This is a genomic window from Zavarzinia sp. (assembly GCF_041650655.1).
Lineage (GTDB): Bacteria > Pseudomonadota > Alphaproteobacteria > Zavarziniales > Zavarziniaceae > Zavarzinia.
In genome coordinates this window covers 1-16,544 of the sequence record NZ_JBAZKR010000013.1, presented here as the reverse complement: position 1 = coordinate 16,544, position 16,544 = coordinate 1, and the positions used below count along the sequence as shown (strand labels likewise).

15 protein-coding genes are annotated in these 16,544 nt (G+C 67.6%); 5 read left to right on the top strand and 10 right to left on the bottom strand.

Translation table 11 applies throughout. The annotated features are described in order from the left end of the window. Positions 1-121 precede the first annotated feature (121 nt). The 4 genes from WC493_RS04545 to WC493_RS04530 all read left to right on the top strand — a co-directional run bounded on the left by WC493_RS04545 (position 122) and on the right by WC493_RS04530 (position 4,055). Positions 122-1,477, top strand: coding sequence for an 8-oxoguanine deaminase (locus WC493_RS04545; RefSeq protein WP_373062975.1), 1,356 nt, complete (start codon positions 122-124; stop codon positions 1,475-1,477). 59 nt (positions 1,478-1,536) lie between these two features. Further along, positions 1,537-1,956, top strand: coding sequence for a DUF3775 domain-containing protein (locus tag WC493_RS04540; protein WP_373062973.1), 420 nt, complete (start codon positions 1,537-1,539; stop codon positions 1,954-1,956). 24 nt (positions 1,957-1,980) lie between these two features. Next, a complete protein-coding gene (locus tag WC493_RS04535; protein WP_373062971.1) occupies positions 1,981-2,193 on the top strand; it encodes a ChaB family protein in 213 nt (70 codons plus the stop codon). Positions 2,194-2,273: 80 nt separating this feature from the next. Continuing rightward, a complete protein-coding gene (locus tag WC493_RS04530) occupies positions 2,274-4,055 on the top strand; it encodes a chloride channel protein (RefSeq protein ID WP_373062969.1) in 1,782 nt (593 codons plus the stop codon). A 1-nt stretch (position 4,056) separates the two neighbouring features. Here WC493_RS04530 and WC493_RS04525 read toward each other — a convergent pair whose 3' ends face one another. Together WC493_RS04525 and WC493_RS04520 are read right to left on the bottom strand one after the other, a co-directional pair. Further along, positions 4,057-4,764 carry a GntR family transcriptional regulator gene (locus tag WC493_RS04525; RefSeq protein WP_373062967.1) on the bottom strand — a complete coding sequence of 236 codons (708 nt, stop codon included), beginning with the start codon at positions 4,762-4,764 and terminating at the stop codon, positions 4,057-4,059. Positions 4,765-4,801: 37 nt separating this feature from the next. Continuing rightward, positions 4,802-6,109, bottom strand: coding sequence for an amidohydrolase family protein (locus WC493_RS04520; protein ID WP_373062965.1), 1,308 nt, complete (start codon positions 6,107-6,109; stop codon positions 4,802-4,804). Between the two features lie 143 nt (positions 6,110-6,252). Between WC493_RS04520 and WC493_RS04515 the strand changes: the two genes are divergently transcribed. Then, positions 6,253-6,912 carry a TetR/AcrR family transcriptional regulator gene (locus WC493_RS04515; protein ID WP_373062963.1) on the top strand — a complete coding sequence of 220 codons (660 nt, stop codon included), beginning with the start codon at positions 6,253-6,255 and terminating at the stop codon, positions 6,910-6,912. 126 nt (positions 6,913-7,038) lie between these two features. On the opposite strand, the gene hydA is transcribed toward WC493_RS04515, so the two are convergent. The 8 genes from hydA to WC493_RS04475 form a co-directional block, all read right to left on the bottom strand. Beyond that, on the bottom strand, positions 7,039-8,484 hold the full coding sequence (gene hydA / locus WC493_RS04510) for a dihydropyrimidinase (protein WP_373062961.1): 1,446 nt from the start codon (positions 8,482-8,484) through the stop codon (positions 7,039-7,041). A 67-nt stretch (positions 8,485-8,551) separates the two neighbouring features. Further along, positions 8,552-9,535 (bottom strand): ABC transporter substrate-binding protein, encoded by a 984-nt coding sequence (locus tag WC493_RS04505; RefSeq protein WP_373062959.1) that lies wholly within the window; start codon positions 9,533-9,535, stop codon positions 8,552-8,554. A gap of 16 nt (positions 9,536-9,551) precedes the next feature. Further along, positions 9,552-10,505, bottom strand: a complete 954-nt coding sequence (locus tag WC493_RS04500) for an ABC transporter permease (protein ID WP_373062957.1) — start codon at positions 10,503-10,505, stop codon at positions 9,552-9,554. A gap of 163 nt (positions 10,506-10,668) precedes the next feature. Then, entirely contained in the window at positions 10,669-11,592 is a 924-nt protein-coding gene (locus WC493_RS04495; protein WP_373062955.1) for an ABC transporter permease, read from the bottom strand. Positions 11,593-11,596: 4 nt separating this feature from the next. Then, on the bottom strand, positions 11,597-12,424 hold the full coding sequence (locus WC493_RS04490; protein ID WP_373062953.1) for an ABC transporter ATP-binding protein: 828 nt from the start codon (positions 12,422-12,424) through the stop codon (positions 11,597-11,599). After that, entirely contained in the window at positions 12,421-13,665 is a 1,245-nt protein-coding gene (locus WC493_RS04485) for a Zn-dependent hydrolase (protein WP_373062951.1), read from the bottom strand. Before WC493_RS04485 ends, WC493_RS04490 begins: the two co-directional genes overlap by 4 nt. Before the next feature lie 134 nt (positions 13,666-13,799). Beyond that, the gene (gene preA / locus WC493_RS04480; protein WP_373062949.1) at positions 13,800-15,104 is read right to left on the bottom strand and encodes an NAD-dependent dihydropyrimidine dehydrogenase subunit PreA; all 1,305 of its coding nucleotides are present in this window, start codon (positions 15,102-15,104) and stop codon (positions 13,800-13,802) included. An 11-nt stretch (positions 15,105-15,115) separates the two neighbouring features. Then, complete coding sequence (locus WC493_RS04475) at positions 15,116-16,399, bottom strand: NAD(P)-dependent oxidoreductase (RefSeq protein ID WP_373062947.1); 1,284 nt, start codon at positions 16,397-16,399, stop codon at positions 15,116-15,118. Between the last annotated feature and the right edge of the window lie 145 nt (positions 16,400-16,544).

The window sequence follows — 16,544 nt, the reverse complement described above, 5'->3', positions numbered from 1 at the left end:
GCCGCCGCGGGGCGACTCGGACGATAGTTAGCGCGCCCGGCGCACATGCGGACATTGCGCTATCGCATGGCTTCGGCGCGGAAATGCATGATTTTGACCAAAGTCGAAGGCGAGGGGCCTGATGGCGAAGACGTTGCTGGCGCGGAACGCCCGCGTATTGGTGACCATGGACGGGGCTCGGCGCGAGATCGCCGGCGGCGGCCTCTATGCCGAGGGCAACCGCATCGTCGCTGTCGGCACCACGGCCGAACTGCCCGAATCGGCGGACGAGGTGATCGACCTCTCCGGCCATGTCGTGATTCCCGGCCTGGTGAATACCCATCACCACATGTACCAGAGCCTGACCCGCGTGGTGCCGCCGGCCCAGGACGGCGAGCTGTTCACCTGGCTGACCAGCCTCTACCCGCTCTGGGCCGGGCTGACGCCGGAAATGATCGGCGTCTCGACCAAGCTCGCCATGGCCGAGCTGATCCTGTCCGGCTGCACGACCTCGAGCGACCATCTCTACATCTATCCGAACGGCTGCCGGCTCGACGATTCGATCGCGGCGGCGGGCGAGATCGGCATGCGCTTCCACGCCTGCCGGGGGGCCATGAGCGTCGGCGTCTCCAAGGGCGGCCTGCCGCCGGATTCCGTGGTCGAGGACGAGGCGGCGATCCTGAAGGACGCCCAGCGCCTGATCGAGACCTACCACGACCCGGAACGCTTCGCGATGCTCCGGGTCGCGGTCGCCCCCTGTTCGCCCTTCTCGGTCAGCCGCGACCTGATGCGCGAATCGGCCGCCCTGGCGCGGGCCTACGGCGTCTCGCTGCACACCCATCTGGCCGAGAATGTGAAGGACATCGCCTATAGCCGCGAAAAATTCGCCATGACCCCGGCCGAATATGCCGAGGACCTGGGCTGGGTCGGGCCGGACGTCTGGCATGCCCACTGCGTCCAGCTCGACGAGGCCGGCATCCGCCTGTTCGCCCGGACGGGCACCGGCGTCGCCCATTGCCCGTGTTCGAACATGCGCCTCGCCTCCGGCATCGCGCCGATCCGGCGGATGCGCGATGCCGGCGTTCCCGTGGCGCTCGGGGTCGACGGTTCGGCGTCGAACGACGGCGGCAACATGCTGGGCGAGGTGCGCCAGGCCCTGCTGCTGGCGCGGGTCGGCTTCGGGCCTGCCGCCATGACGGCGCGGGAAGCACTGGAAATCGCCACGCTGGGCGGCGCAAAGGTGCTGAACCGCGACGACATCGGGGCGCTCGCCCCCGGCATGGCGGCGGATTTCGTCGCCTTCGATCTGTCGGCGGTCGGCTTCGCCGGGGCGCTGCACGATCCCGTGGCGGCGCTGGTCTTCTGCGCGCCCGCGGCCGTGGCACTCTCCGTGATCGACGGGCGCGTGGTGGTACGCGAGGGCAGGCTCGCCACACTCGACCTCGGCCCGCTGGTCGAACGCCACAATGCCCTGGCCGCCCGTCTGGCCGGCGCTTGATCCATCTCAACGCGTCGCCGTCACTGCCCGCTGATGATGCACAAAAAGGAGAACACGCCATGGCCGAAGTCTCGGACCTGACGATTCCGCTCGAGAAGCTCAGCTACATCGTCCTGAAAGCCCGCGAATACGACGTGAAGGAAGAGGTGTCGGAACCCGATCCCGGCTCCAATTCCAGTGACGACGGCATGGTCTCGGTGCTCGAAGACCATGGCGACGATCCGGTCCGGAAGGAGCTGGTGACCTGCATCCGGGAATTGAACGAGGACGAGCAGATCGACCTCGTCGCCCTGGTCTGGCTCGGCCGCGGCGACGGTGATTCCGAAGATTGGGAAGAGTTGCGTGAACAGGCCCGCCAGGCCCGCAACAAGCGGACGGCGCGCTATCTCCTCGGCATTCCCATGCTGGGCGACCTGATCGAGGAAGGCGTCGACAAGCTGGGCGGCTCCCTCGCCGAAATCGAGTCGGAAACGATCTGAGCGGCTGCGGCGCGGGGCCCAGCCATGCCCTATGCCGCCGACGAAGACTTGCCCCCGGCGATCCGTCATCACTTGCCGGCCCATGCGCAGGAGATTTTCCGCGCCGCCTTCAACCATGCCTGGGCCGCCCATGCGGGCGATCCCCGGCAGGAAGAGGCGGCGCATCGCATCGCCTGGGCGGCGGTGAAGCGCTCTTACGAGAAGTCCGGCGACGATTGGGTGCCGATCGGGCGTTGAGTTGCGGGTGCGGGCGTCGTTAGCTGGCGCTGCCGTGCCGATCGCGCGGCAAGACAGATCCGTGCCGCGAGTCGATGTCCTTGGTCGCCAGCATCTTCGAAACCAGAACCTGGCGCCGGGGTATCTTACGGCTGCGCGCCTTCGTCCGGGCCGGCGAACTCGGCCTGACCGGCCTCGCAGCCGTGGTCGGCGCCTTGTCGGGCCTCGCCGTCACCGGCCTTGCCCTCGCCGCCCAGATCCTGCATCGGCTGATCTTCGACCTCGGCGACGGCGAAAGGCTCAGCGCCGTGAGCGCGCTGGCGCCGCGCGCTGCGCTGCTGGCGCCGATCGCCGGCGGGCTGGTGATGGGCGCGATCGTGCTCGCCCTCAGACTGTCGCGGCGGCGCCCGGCGATCGATCCGATCGAAGCCAATGCCCTTTACGGCGGCCGGCTGTCGCTCTTCGACAGCCTGCTGGTCGCGGCGCAGAACCTGGTGTCCAACGGCTGCGGTGCCTCGGTCGGGCAGGAGGCGGGCTATACCCAGATTTCCGCGGGCATCGCTTCCCGCCTGGGCCGCCTGTTCGAGCTGCGCCGGGCCGACCTTCGGACCTTGGTCGGCTGCGGCGCCGCGGCGGCCATCGCGACCGCCTTCGACGCGCCCCTGGCCGGCGCCTTCTACGGTTTCGAGCTGATCATCGGCACCTATTCGATCGCCACGCTGACCCCCGTGGTGGTCGCCGCGCTGTGCGGCACCCTGGTCGGCAGGCTGTTCGGCGACGGCAGCTATCAGATCGAGGTCGGCGATTTCGGCACGGTCACCAATGCCGATTACCTGCCCGCCCTGCTGCTCGGCGTGCTCTGTGCCGGCTTCGGCATCCTGGTGATGCAGGGCGTCACGGCGCTGGAGGCGCTGGCGCGGCGGAGCCGTCTGCCCGATTCGCTCCGCCCCGTGGTCGGCGGTGCCGCAGTCGGCGGTCTCGCCCTGCTCTCGCCGGCCGTGCTCTCGGCCGGCCATGGCGCGCTGCATCTCGAACTCGGGGCGACCACGGGGGCGGCCGCCCTCGCCACCATGATCCTGCTGAAGGCGGTCGCCTCCGCCGTTTCGATCGGCACCGGCTTTCGCGGTGGGCTGTTCTTCGCCTCGCTCTTCCTCGGCGCGCTGATCGGCAAGCTTTACGCCCTGGGCGCCGTCATGGTCTTCACCGGGGCGGGGTTGACGCCGGTGGTCTATGCCCTGGTCGGCATGAGCGCGCTTGCCGTCGCCGTCATCGGCGGGCCGCTGACCATGACCTTCCTCGCCCTCGAACTGACCGGGGATTTCACCATCACCGTGCTGGTCCTGGTCGGCGTCATCGCCTCGTCGCTGACGGTGCGGAAATCCTTCGGCTATTCCTTCGCCACTTGGCGTTTCCATCTCCGGGGCGAGACTATCCGGGGCGGCCACGACATCGGCTGGATCCGCAACCTGACGGTCGGGCGCATGATGCGGCGCGACCTGCGCACGGTCGCCGCCGATGTTTCCCTGGAACAGTTCCGCCGCGACTTCCCGCTCGGCTCTACGCAGCGGGTGGTGGCGCTCGATGCGGCCGGAACTTATGCCGGGATCGTACTGGTGGCCGATGCCTTCGAGGTGGGGCGTGAGCCAGCAGGGGCGAAAGCAGGCATCGGCCCGCTGCTGCGCCACCGGAACGACGTGCTGCACCCGGCGATGAATGCCCGCGAGGCATTGTCGGCCTTCGAGCGGTGCGAGAGCGAGGCGCTCGCCGTGGTCGAGAGCCGGGACAGCCGCCGCGTCGTCGGCCTGCTGACCGAGAGCCACGCGCTGCGCCGCTACAGCGAGGAACTGGACCGCCGCCGGCGCGAAGCCTCGGGCGAAATCTGAGTCAGCGGTCGCCCTGATAGCGTTCGTAGGCCGCTTCGACCACGGTGATATGGCCGCGCATGGCGGCTTCCGCCTCGGTCCTGTCGGCGCGCAGGATGGCGGTCACCACCCGGTCGTGCTCGGCATGGGAGAGGGCGAGGCGGCCCAGCGTGCGGAACTGGGCACGGCGGAAGGGCGACAGGCGCGCCCGCGTCGCCAGGGTGATCTCGGCCAGATAGTCGTTGTGGCTGCCGGTGTAGATGGCGCCGTGGAAATGCTCGTTCTGCTCGTGATAGCGCTGCGGATCGCCGCGGCGGACCAGCTCGCCCAGCACCTCGTGCAGGTCGGCCAGGGCTTGGCGCTCGCTCGAGGTCATGTGCAGGGCGGCGAGGCCGGCGCAGATCGCCTCGAGTTCCGCCATCACGTCGAACATGCCGCGTAGCCGTTCAAGGGAGGGCAGGGCGACCAGGGCGCTTCGATGCGCCCGCGTCTCGACCAGGCCGGAGGCGGCGAGCTGGCGGATCGCCTCCCTGACCGGGGTGCGCGAGACGCCGAAGCGCCGCGCGATTTCGACTTCTTCGAGGGGGGTGCCGGGGGTCAGCCGGCCCTGGACGATTTCGTCCGCGATGACGAGGCGCAGCTCGTCCGTGCGGGTCGCGGACTTCCGCCCCGCCGGGGATTGGGCTGCCGGCTTGTCGCGCGCCGGCTTGGCGCTATCGGACAGGGTCACGATCCAAAGATGGTCATTGCACTCGACGCGCGCAAGCCTAGGGGCCGGCCGCCCCCCCGGCAAGGGGGCTCGGCCGGGTGAAATCGATGGTCTCCCCTGCGCGGCCGAGATGGAGTGCTGCCTCGACCCGCGGGGTTTCGGCGATCACCGTGCCGCCGCGGATCACGAAGAGACGGGCCGGCTTCAGGCGCAGGGCCTCGATCGGGTCGCGTGCCTGGAGGATCACCAGGTCCGCCTTGCAGCCGGGCTCCAGGCCGTAGCCGTCGAGTTGCAGGGCTTTGGCCCCGTGGCTGGTGACCGCCTGGAAGGCCGCCCGCATCTCGGCGACGCCGGTCATCTGGCCGACGTGAAGGCCCATATGGGCGACTTCCAGCATGTCGTGGCTGCCCAGCGGATACCACGGGTCCATCACGCAATCATGGCCGAAGGCGACATTGAGCCCGGCCGCCATCAGCTCCTTCACCCGGGTCATGCCGCGGCGCTTCGGGTAAGTGTCGTGGCGGCCCTGGAGCGTGATGTTGATCAGCGGATTGGCGACGACCTGGAGCTCGGCCTCGCGCATCAGGCCGATCAGCTTCGAGACATAGTAATTGTCCATCGAATGCATCGATGTGAGATGCGAGCCGGTGACCCGGCCCTGCAGGCCCAGGCGCGTGGTCTCGTAGGCCAAGCTCTCGACATGGCGGGACAGGGGATCGTCCGATTCGTCGCAATGCATGTCGACCAGCAGGCCGCGCGCTGCAGCGATCTCGCACAGCGCCTTCACCGAGGCGGCACCGTCGGCCATCGTGCGCTCGAAATGCGGGATGCCGCCCACCACGTCGACGCCCATGTCCAGGGCGCGCGCCAGGTTCTCGGCCGAACGGGCATAGCGGAGATAGCCGTCCTGCGGGAAGGCGACGAGCTGGAGGTCGAGATAGGGCTTCATTTCCGCCCGAACCTCGAGCAGTGCCTCGACCGCCAGCAGCCGGTCGTCGCAGATGTCGACATGGGAACGGATGGCGAGGGTGCCGCGGGCCACCGCCTGGCGGCAGCAGTCGAGCGCGCGGGCCTTGATCGCCTCGACCGTGAGATGGGGTTTCAGTTCGCCCCAAAGGGCGATGCCTTCGAGCAACGTGCCGGACTGGTTCATCCTGGGCAGGCCGAGGGAGAGGGTCGAATCCATGTGGAAATGGCTGTCGACGAAGGGCGGCGTGGCCAGGAAGCCGGCGCCGTCGATCACCCGCGCGGCCTCGGCTTCCAGCTTCGGCCCGACGGCGGCGATGCGGCCCCTCTCGACCGCGATGTCGATGCCGGTCCTGCCATCGGGCAGCGTCACGTTCCGTATCAGCAGGTCAGGACTCATCGCATACCTCGCCCGTTGCCCGGGGATTCTTCCATTCCGCCTCCGGACGGGGCAAGAAATTTGTCCGATCGGTTAGGTTTTTGCCCGCCCGGCCTTCACAGGCCGGGCCGCTTCGGCTAACGATGAAAGCGGGAGGCCGGGGCATGGACCATATGTTCGGAACGGGCGACGACGGCGACGAGGACGCCCCCCGCGGCGGGCGCATCCGCCAGCGCAACAAGGCGCAGATCATCGCCGCCGCCGAGAAAGTCTTCGCCGAACGGGGCTACGACGGCGCCACCACGGCGGAGATCGCCGAAGTGGCGGGCCTCGCCAAATCCAACGTGCATTATTATTTCGGCACCAAGGAAGCGATCTACCGCGAGGTCATCGCCGGCATCGTCGACCTCTGGCTGAAGGCCTTCGGCGACATCACGGCGGAGGACGACCCGGCCCAGGCGATCGCCACCTATATCCGGCGCAAGTTGACCTATTCCCGGAAGCGGCCGCTGGCGTCGCGCATCTTCGCGACCGAGATCATCCGCGGCGCCCCGATCCTCCGCCCCTTCCTGGAGACGGAGCTGCACGACTGGGTGGCACAGAAGGCCGTCGTCCTGGAACATTGGGCATCCCAGGGCAAGATGGACCCGGTGGCACCCCATCACTTCTTCTTCATGATCTGGGCCTCGACCCAGACCTATGCCGACTTCGCCACCCAGATCGCCGCCGTGCTCGGCCACCGCCGCCTGCGCGAACAGGATTTCGAGGAGGCGATCGCCACGGTCACGCAGATCGTCCTGAAGGGCTGCGGCATCAAGGGGTGAGGCTCCCGCTGCTCCCCTCTCCCCGTCATGGCCGGGCTTGTCCCGGCCATCCACGATAACTCGGTACCGACGGTGTTCGCGTGGATGCCCGGGACAAGCCCGGGCATGACGAATGGGGGAGGCCGGTTAACCCATGCGCGAAACGGCGGTCGGCGCGTGGGCCTCGGCGACCCGCTTCACGGCATCGTAATAGGACGGGAAGGTCGGCCGGTCGACGTAACGTCCCGCACCCTTGACCGTGCGCACCTCGCCGTCGTGATAGACCACTTTGCCGTTGGCGATCGTCGTCGTGTTGATGCCTTTGACGGTCATCCCCTCGAAGATGTTGAAGTCGATGTTCTGGTGGTGCGTCGCCTTGGAGATGGTGCGTTCCCGCGCCGGGTCCCAGATCACGATGTCGGCATCGGCGCCCGGCGCCACCACGCCCTTGCGCGGGTAGATGTTGAAGATCTTGGCCGCATTGGCCGAAGTGATGGCGACGAATTCGGACGGCGTGAGACGGCCCGCGTTCACGCCGTGGTGCCACAGCACATGCATGCGGTCCTCGACCCCGCCGGTGCCGTTCGGGATCTGGGCGAAATTGTTGTGGCCCATTCTCTTTTGCGGCGTGCAGAAGCAGCAATGGTCGGTCGCCGTGGTCTGCAACATGCCGGCCTGGAGGCCGCGCCACAGCGCCTCCTGATGTTCGCGCGGGCGGAAGGGCGGGCTCATCACATGATGGGCGGCAAAGTCCCAGTCGGTGCTGCGATAGACGCTGTCGTCGACCAGGAGATGGCCGGCCAGCACTTCGCCGAACACGCGCTGGCCGTCGCCCCGGGCGCGGGTGATCGCCTGCAGGCTCTCGATGCAGGAATTATGCACGATGTAGAGCGGCACGTTGAGGACCTGGGCGATCCGGATCGCCCGGTCCGCCGCCTCGCCTTCGACCGCACTCGGGCGGGACTGCGGATGTCCCTCCGGCCCGGTGATGCCCATATCGAGCAATTGTTTCTGAAGATGGGCGACCAGTTCGCCGTTCTCGGCATGGACGGTGCAGAGGGCGCCCAGTTCCCGCGCCCTGGTGAAGGATTTCACCAGGATCTCGTCGTCCGCCATGATGGCGCCCTTGTAGGCCATGAAATGCTTGAAGCTGTTCACGCCGTATTCGCGCGTCAGCGTCCCCATGGCCTCGTGCACGCTGTCGTCCCACCAGGTGATGGCGACATGGAAACTATAGTCGGTCGCGGCCTTCTCGGCCCAGCCGCGCCAGGTGCGATAGGCTTCCAGCACGTCCTGCTTCGGGCTCGGGATGACGAAATCGATGATCGTCGTGGTGCCGCCCACGGCGCCCGCCGTGGTCCCGGTGAAGAAATCCTCGGAAGCGACGGTGCCCATGAAGGGCAATTCCATATGGGTGTGAGGATCGATGCCGCCCGGCATGACATAGGCGCCGCCCGCGTCGATCACTTGCCCGCCCGCCGGCACGTCGAGCCCGGTGCCGACCGCGGCGACAGTGCCGCCCTCGATCAGCACGTCGGCACGGTGGCTGTAATCGGCGTTGACGACGGTTCCGCCCTTGACCAGCAGCGTCATGATCCTCACTCCAGAGCCGTGCCCCCGCCCGATTTCCGCATTTGGAGAGGGCGGGGGATGTTTCAGATTACATCTTGTCGGTGACGGCGTGCGTCCAGGCGCCCACCGGCTCCTTGGTGATCACGGGGTCCGAGCCGCCCGAGAGCAGGGTCTTCACCGTGCGCTCGTAATCCTTGGGATCGAGCACGCCGGTCGAGCCTTCGGTCAGCTTGTTGACCTCGGCCATCATGGTGGTCTGATGGCCTTCGGTCTGGGCGCCGGTGGCGTCGTTGTCGAGCACGATCTTCACGGCTTCTTCCGGATGGGCGCGGGCGTATTCCCAGCCTTCCATCGAGGCCTTGACGAATTTCGCCATGGTGGCGACGAACTTCGGGTCCTTCAGCTTGTCGTCGAGCGTATAGAGGCCGTCTTCCAGCATGGAAACGCCTTCGGTCTCATACTTGAAGACCACCAGGTCCTCCGGCTTCACGCCCGCCTCGATGACCTGCCAATATTCGTTGTAGGTCATGGTCGAGATGCAGTCGGCCTGCTTCTGGAGCAGCGGATCGACGTTGAAGCCCTGCTTCAGCACGGTGACGCCCTTCGGCCCGCCGGTCGTCGGGATGCCCAGCTTGGCCATCCAGGCCAGGAAGGGATATTCGTTGCCGAAGAACCAGACGCCCAGCGTCTTGCCCGGGAAATCGGCCGGCGCCTTGATGCCGGTCTCCTTGCGGCAGGTCAGCATCAGGCCGGAATGCTTGAACGGTTGGGCGATGTTGACCAGCGGCACGCCCTTCTCGCGCGAGGCCAGTGCGGCCGCCATCCAGTCGACGATGACGTCGGCGCCGCCGCCGGCGATCACCTGCTCGGGCGCGATGTCCGGGCCGCCCGGGTTGATCGTCACGTCGAGCCCGGCCTTGTCGTAGAAGCCCTTGGCCTTGGCGACGTAATAGCCGGCGAATTGCGCCTGGGTCACCCACTTCAGCTGAAGCGTGACCTTGTCGGCCGCCTGGGCCGCGAAGGCGCCGAGGCTCATGGCCATCAGTGCCGTTGCCGCGATCAGTCTCTTCATTCCCCTTACTCCCCTGTTAGTGCCGCTGCCGGTTGGATGAATGCCAGAAGGTGACCCGCGCCTCGGCGAGCGCCACCAGCCCGTAGAAGGCCGAGCCGGCGACCGCCGCCAGCACGATTTCGGCCCAGACCATGTCGAGATTCATGCGCCCCACCTCGGTCGAGATGCGGAAACCCATGCCGACGATCGGCGTGCCGAAGAACTCGGCCACGATGGCGCCGATCAGCGCCAGCGTCGAATTGATCTTCAGCGCATTGAAGACGAAAGGCATGGCCGCCGGCAGGCGGAGCGCGAACAGGCTCTGCCAGTAGCCGGCGGCATAGGTGCGGAGCAATTCCCGCTCCTGGACGCCGGCCGCGGCGAGGCCGGCGACCGTGTTCACCAGCATCGGGAAGAAGGTCATGATCACCACGACCGCGGCCTTGGACGGCCAGTCGAAGCCGAACCACATGACCATGATCGGGGCGACGCCGACGATCGGCAGGGCGCTGGCCAGATTGCCGAGGGGCAGCAGGCCGCGGGCCAGGAAGGGCACCCGGTCGGCCAATATGGCGACCGCGAAGCCCGAGCCGCAGCCGAGCAGGTAGCCGATGATCACGGCCTGGAGGAAGGTCTGGCGGAAATCGGCCGCCAAGGTGCCGGCGGAAGAGGCGAGCCGCAGCAGGATCAGCCCGGGCGAAGGCAGCAGCACCTGGGGCACGCCGAAGCCGACGGTCGCGGCCTGCCACAGCGTGACGATCCAGATCCCGAACAGCGCCGGCACGGCGAGATCGATCAGGCGCTGCACCTGTTTCGCCTCTGCCTTCAGGCCGGCCAGCAGGACCAGCCCGCGCCAGGCGACCCCGGTAAGCACCAGGAAGGAGAGCACGTAACCCGCCCCCGCCTCCCCCGGCGCTTGCCCGGTCAGCACGGCGACGGCCCCCGCCGCCGCGAGCCCGAGGAAAAGCAGGGCCGGCCGCGCCGCCGTCATCGCCGCCCCTCCGTCCCATCGCGCGGGAATGCCGCCGCCGAGCGGCCGTGGATGGCCGGGACAAGCCCGGCCATGACGGAGGGGTTGGTTCCCGTCCGTGTTTTCGTCATGCCCGGGCTTGTCCCGGGCATCCACGCGGGTGCAGGGGATGAGGTGCCGGCGGTCATCGCCGCCCTCCCATGGCACGGGTGACGGCGCCCTCGATCAGGCCGACCAAAGCGACCAGGAGGGAGGCGAGCAGGGCGGCCATCACCAGGGCGGACCAGATCTGGATCGTCTGCCCGTAGTAGGAGCCGGCGAGCAGCCGCGCCCCCAGGCCGGCCTGCGCCCCCGTCGGCAGTTCGGCGATGATGGCGCCGACCAGGCTGATCGAGATCGCCACCTTGAGGCTGGCGAAGAGGAAGGGCAGCGCCGTCGGCCAGCGCAGTTTCCAGAACGTTTGCGCGGTCGAAGCGTAATAGGTCCGCATCAGGTCCATCTGCAGGAGGTCCGGGGCGCGCAGGCCCTTCACCATGCCGATGGTGACCGGAAAGAAGCAGAGATAGGTCGAGATCACCGATTTCGGGATCAGGCCCTTCAGGCCCAGCGCCCCCAGCACGACGATGATCATGGGCGCGATCGCCAGGATCGGAATCGTCTGCGAGGCGATCACCCAGGGCAGCAGGCTCTTCTCCAGGACCCGGACATGGACGATGCCGACCGCGAGCAGGACGCCGAGCAAGCCCCCCGCCACGAAGCCGAGCAGGGTCGAGGAGAGCGTGACCGAAGAATGATAGATCAGGCTCCGCTTCGAGCCGATGTCCATCTCGACCGTGGTCTTCCACAATTCGGCCAGGACCTGGTGCGGGGCGGGCAGCAGCGGCCGGTCCTGCGCCCAGGTGGCGGCGATCAGGTCGGACGTGGTCCAGTCGGTCTTGCCGGCGCGGGCGAAGGTGTCGATCTGGAGATCGGCATTGAGCCAGACCGCGCCGGCATACCAGAGCAGGATCACGGCGAGGGCGACCACCGCCACCGGCACGGCATTGAAGGCGAAGAGCCTGAGCCGGCCGGCCGGGGCGGGAAGGGGCAGGCTGGCCGCACTCGCCATCGCCTCAATCCTCGTAGGCGTGGCCGGCGCGCAGGCCTTCGCGCACCCGGTGGGCGATCTTGAGGAATTCCGGCGTCTCGCGGATGTCGAGCGAACGGTCGCGGGGGAAATCACTCTCGATCACGTCGATGATGCGCCCGGGCCTGGGCGACATGACCACGATCTTCGACGAGAGGAAGACCGCCTCCGGAATCGAATGGGTGACGAAGACCACGGTCTTGCCGGTCTTGTCCCAGAGCCGCAGCAACTGCTCGTTCAGATGGTCGCGCACGATCTCGTCGAGGGCACCGAAGGGCTCGTCCATCAGGAGGAGATCCGGCTCGAAACAAAGTGCCCGGGCGATCGAGGCGCGCTGCTGCATGCCGCCCGAGAGCTGCCAGGGAAATTTCCGCTCGAAACCCGAGAGGTTCACCAGGTCGAGGTATTTCTTGGCACGGAGCCGACGCTCGGCCGCCGGCAGCCCCATGATCTCGAGGGGAAGCGTCACGTTCCGCTCGATGGAGCGCCAGGGATAGAGCGCGGCGGCCTGGAAGACGTAACCGTAGGAGCGCTCCATGCGCGCCGCCGCCGGCGTCATGCCGTTGACCGAGATGGTGCCCGCCGTGGCCCGCTCCAGGTCGGCGATGACGCGGAGCAGCGTGGTCTTGCCGCAGCCGCTCGGCCCGATGAAGGAGACGAAGTCGCCCCGCGCGATTTCCAGGTTCACCTCGGACAGGGCATAGACCGGCCCGTCCTTGGTCTCGAAGGTGAGGGAGAGATTCTGGATGTCGACCACCAGGCCCCGGGGCGCGGGGGCCGTGTCGTCGCGGCTCGCCGGAAGGCTCACGGTCAATGCGCCTGGCCGGCTTTTTCCAGGACGGCGCGCAGCAGCACCTGGCCGCCCGCCGAAACCCATTCCGGCGTCGCATCCTCGATCTCGTTGTGCGAGATGCCGTCGACGCAGGGGATAAAGACCATGCCGGTCGGCGCCACGCGGGCGAGATAGCAGGCATCGTGTCCGGCGCCCGAAACCATGTCGCGGGCGGAATAGCCGTTCTCGGCCACGCCCTTGCGCACGGCGTCGATACAGGCATCGTCGAAATGCACCGGGGCGTAATAGAAGATCTGGTCGATCTCGACGCCCAGGCCGATCTCGCCGCAGATCTCGGCCACGCCGTCGCGCATCGCCTTGTCCATGGCGGCCAGGGTCTCGTCTTCGGGGTGGCGGAAGTCGATGGTCATGAAGACCTTGCCGGGGATGACGTTCCGTGAATTGGGATAGACCTGCATCATGCCGACGGTGGCGCAGGCGCGCGGCGCGAACCGGTGGCCGATCTTGTTGACGAGGTCGACGATGCGGGCGGCACCCAGCAGGGCGTCCTTCCGCCGCGTCATCGGGGTCGGGCCGGCATGGCTCTCGACCCCGGTGATATTCAGCTCGTACCAGCGCTGGCCCTGGGCGTCGGTGACGACGCCGATGGTCTTGCCTTCGGCTTCCAGGATCGGGCCCTGTTCGATATGGGCTTCGAAATAGGCATGGACCGGGCGGCCCACCTCGGCCTCGCCGGCATAGCCGATGCGGGCCAGTTCCTGACCCATGGTCTTGCCGTCGGGATCGGCGCGGGAAAGACCATAGTCGAGGTCGAAGACCCCGGCGAAGACGCCGGACGCCACCATGGCCGGGGCGAAGCGCGAGCCTTCCTCGTTGGTCCAGACCGCGACTTCGACCGGGTGTTCGGTTTGAAGCCCGAGGTCGTTCAGGCTGCGCACCACCTCGAGGCCGGCGAGCACGCCGTAAACGCCGTCGAAACGCCCGCCGGTCGGCTGGCTGTCCAGATGGCTGCCGGTGACGACCGGCGGCAATTCGTTGTTCAGGCCGGGGCGGCGGGCGAAGATATTGCCCATCTTGTCGACGGTGATGCTGCAACCGGCCTCGCGGCACCAGGAAACGAAGAGGTCGCGCCCCGCCTTGTCGACATCGGTGAGCGCCAGGCGGCAGACGCCGCCCTTCTGGGTGGCACCGATCTTGGCCATGTCCATCAGGCTCTGCCACAGGCGGTCGCCGTTGATGGAAAGATTGGGCTTGTCGCTCATGTTCCCGAATCCTGCTCCGCAAAACCTGACCGAACGGTCAGGGATTATTCGCGCCCCCCGGGCTGGCGATCAACAAATTTTAAGCACCCTTTTCGCCGCACCGCCAGTTCTGCCCGGCGGATAGGCAGTGTCCCTCATTCCGCCGCCTTCACGCTCGGATTGTTCGGATGCGTGGTCCAATTGGCATAGGAGGTGCCGACCTCGCGCCCGGTGCGCGGGTCGATCCCCACCAGGGGCTCCATGGTGATGCAATTCTCGATCGGGCAGACCGTGGCGCAGAGGTTGCAGCCGACGCATTCCTCGTCGATCACCTGGAACTTGCGCGCACCATCCACGAGCGCGGTGATCGCCTGATGCGAAGTATCCTCGCAGGCGATGTGGCAGCGCCCGCATTTGATGCAGAGATCCTGGTCGATCTTGGCCTTCACGGCATAGTTCAGGTTCAGATACTGCCAGTCGGTCACATTGGGCACGGCGGCGCCGACGAAATCGGCGGTCGCGCCATGGCCCTTGCCGTCCATCCAGGCGGAGAGGCCGGTGATCATCTCTTCGACGATCCGGAAACCATAGACCATGGCGGCGGTGCAGACCTGGACGTTGCCGGCGCCCAGCGCCATGAATTCCGCCGCGTCGCGCCAGGTGGTGACGCCGCCGATGCCGGAGATGGGCAGGCCGCGCGTCTCGGGATCGCGGGCGATCTCGGCCACCATGTTCATGGCGATCGGCTTCACCGCCGGGCCGCAATAGCCGCCGTGGGTGCCCTTGCCGTCAGTCGAGGGCGAGATCGTCATGGCGTCGAGGTCGACACCGATGATCGAATTGATCGTGTTGATCAGGGAGACGGCATCAGCTCCGCCCCGCTTGGCCGCCCGGGCGGGGGCCTTGATGTCGGTCACATTGGGGGTCAGCTTCACGATCACCGGCATCCGGGTGTGCTGCTTGCACCAGCGCGTGACCATCTCGACATAGTCGGGCACCTGGCCGACGGCGGAACCCATGCCGCGTTCCGACATGCCGTGGGGACAGCCGAAGTTGAGTTCGACCCCGTCCGCCTCGGTCTCCTCGACCTGCTTCAGGATATTGCGCCAGGAATCCTCGTCGCAGGGCACCATGAGGGAAACCACCAGAGCGCGGTCCGGCCAGTCCCGCTTCACTTCCTTGATCTCGCGGAGGTTCAGCTCCAGCGGCCGGTCGGTGATCAGCTCGATATTGTTGAAGCCGATCACCCGCCGGTCGGTGCCGTGCAGGGCGCCGTAGCGCGGGCCGTTGACGTTCACGACCGGCGGCCCGGCTTCGCCCAGGGTCTTCCAGACGACGCCGCCCCAGCCGGCCTTATAGGCGCGGACGACGTTATAGGCCTTGTCGGTCGGCGGCGCCGAGGCGAGCCAGAAGGGATTGGGCGACTTGATGCCGACGAACGTGCTGGTCAGATTGGCCATGGTCCCCTCCCTCAGGCGCGGAGATAAGCGTCGATGGCGCGGGCGGCGATCTTGCCGTCCTCGACCGCGGCGACGGTGAGATCCTGCCCCCCGGCGACACAGTCGCCCCCGGCATAGACCCCGGGCAGGGAGGTGGCGCGTTCGGCATCGACCTTGATCCGCCCGCCTTCGAGGGCGACGGCGGCTTCCCCGCTCAGGAACTTCTGGCCCACGGCCTTGAACACCTGGTCGGCCGCGATGATTTCCATCTCGCCGCCGGGGCCGGCGAATTCGACGCCCGTGACCTTGCCGTTCAGGCCCAGGATGCGCACGGGCTTCAGCCCGGTCTTGATGCGGACGTCGCGCGTGCGCGCCACCTCGCGCTCATAGGGGCTCGCCTTCATGCGGGCTTCCTCGCCGCGGTAGACGATGGTGACATCCTCGGCGCCGAGCAGGCGGATCTGCACGGCGATATCGATCGCGGTCATGCCGCCGCCGATCACGATGGCACGGCGGCCGACCGCGACCGGCTCGCCCTGGCGGATCTTGGCGATCACCTCGACCGCGTCGAAGACACCGTCCAGATCTTCCCCCGCGACGCCGACGGCATTGACCCCGCCGAGACCCATGCCGAGGAAGACGGCATCGAATTGCGCGCGCAGAAGATCGAGCGAGACGTCCGTTCCGAGCCGTGTGCCGGTCTTCACCTCGATGCCGCCGACGCCCAATATATAGTCGACCTCGCGGGCCGCGATGCCGTCGACGGCCTTATAGGCGGCGATGCCATATTCGTTGAGGCCGCCCGCCTTGTCCCGCCCCTCGAAGACGGTGACGGCATGGCCGGCGCGGGCCAGCGCATGGGCGCAGGCGAGGCCGGCCGGGCCGGCGCCGACCACGGCCACCGTCTTGCCCGTCTCCGCCCCCTTGGCGAAGAGCTGGCGCCCGTCGGCCAGCAGGGCGTCGGTCGCGTGGCGCTGCAGGAGGCCGATGCGCACTGGCTGTTCCTCCGCCGTGTTGCGGACGCAGGCTTCTTCGCAGAGCTGTTCGGTCGGGCAGACGCGGGCGCACATGGCGCCCATGATGTTGGCCTCCAGGATCGTGCCGGCAGCGCCCAGCGCATTGCCGGTCGAGATCTGGCGGATGAAGAGCGGGATGTCGATCGAGGTCGGGCAGGCGGTGGTACAGGGCGCGTCATAGCAATAGAAGCAGCGCTCCGCCTCGACCTGGGCCTGATGCGGTGTCAGCGCCGCATGGAGATCGGCGAAGACGCCGTTGTTGCCACCCTTGGGACAGGCCCCCCGCTCCGCCACCGCCATGACCGCCTCCGCCGTTTTATCGCTCGCTCCATGGTGTGCAAAACCTGATCAAATGGTCAAGATTTTTCGATCGGCAGAAATGATCGCTCGCGATCGCCGGTCCCTCCGCGCGCATTCGTCATGCCCGGGCTCGTCCCGGGCTTCC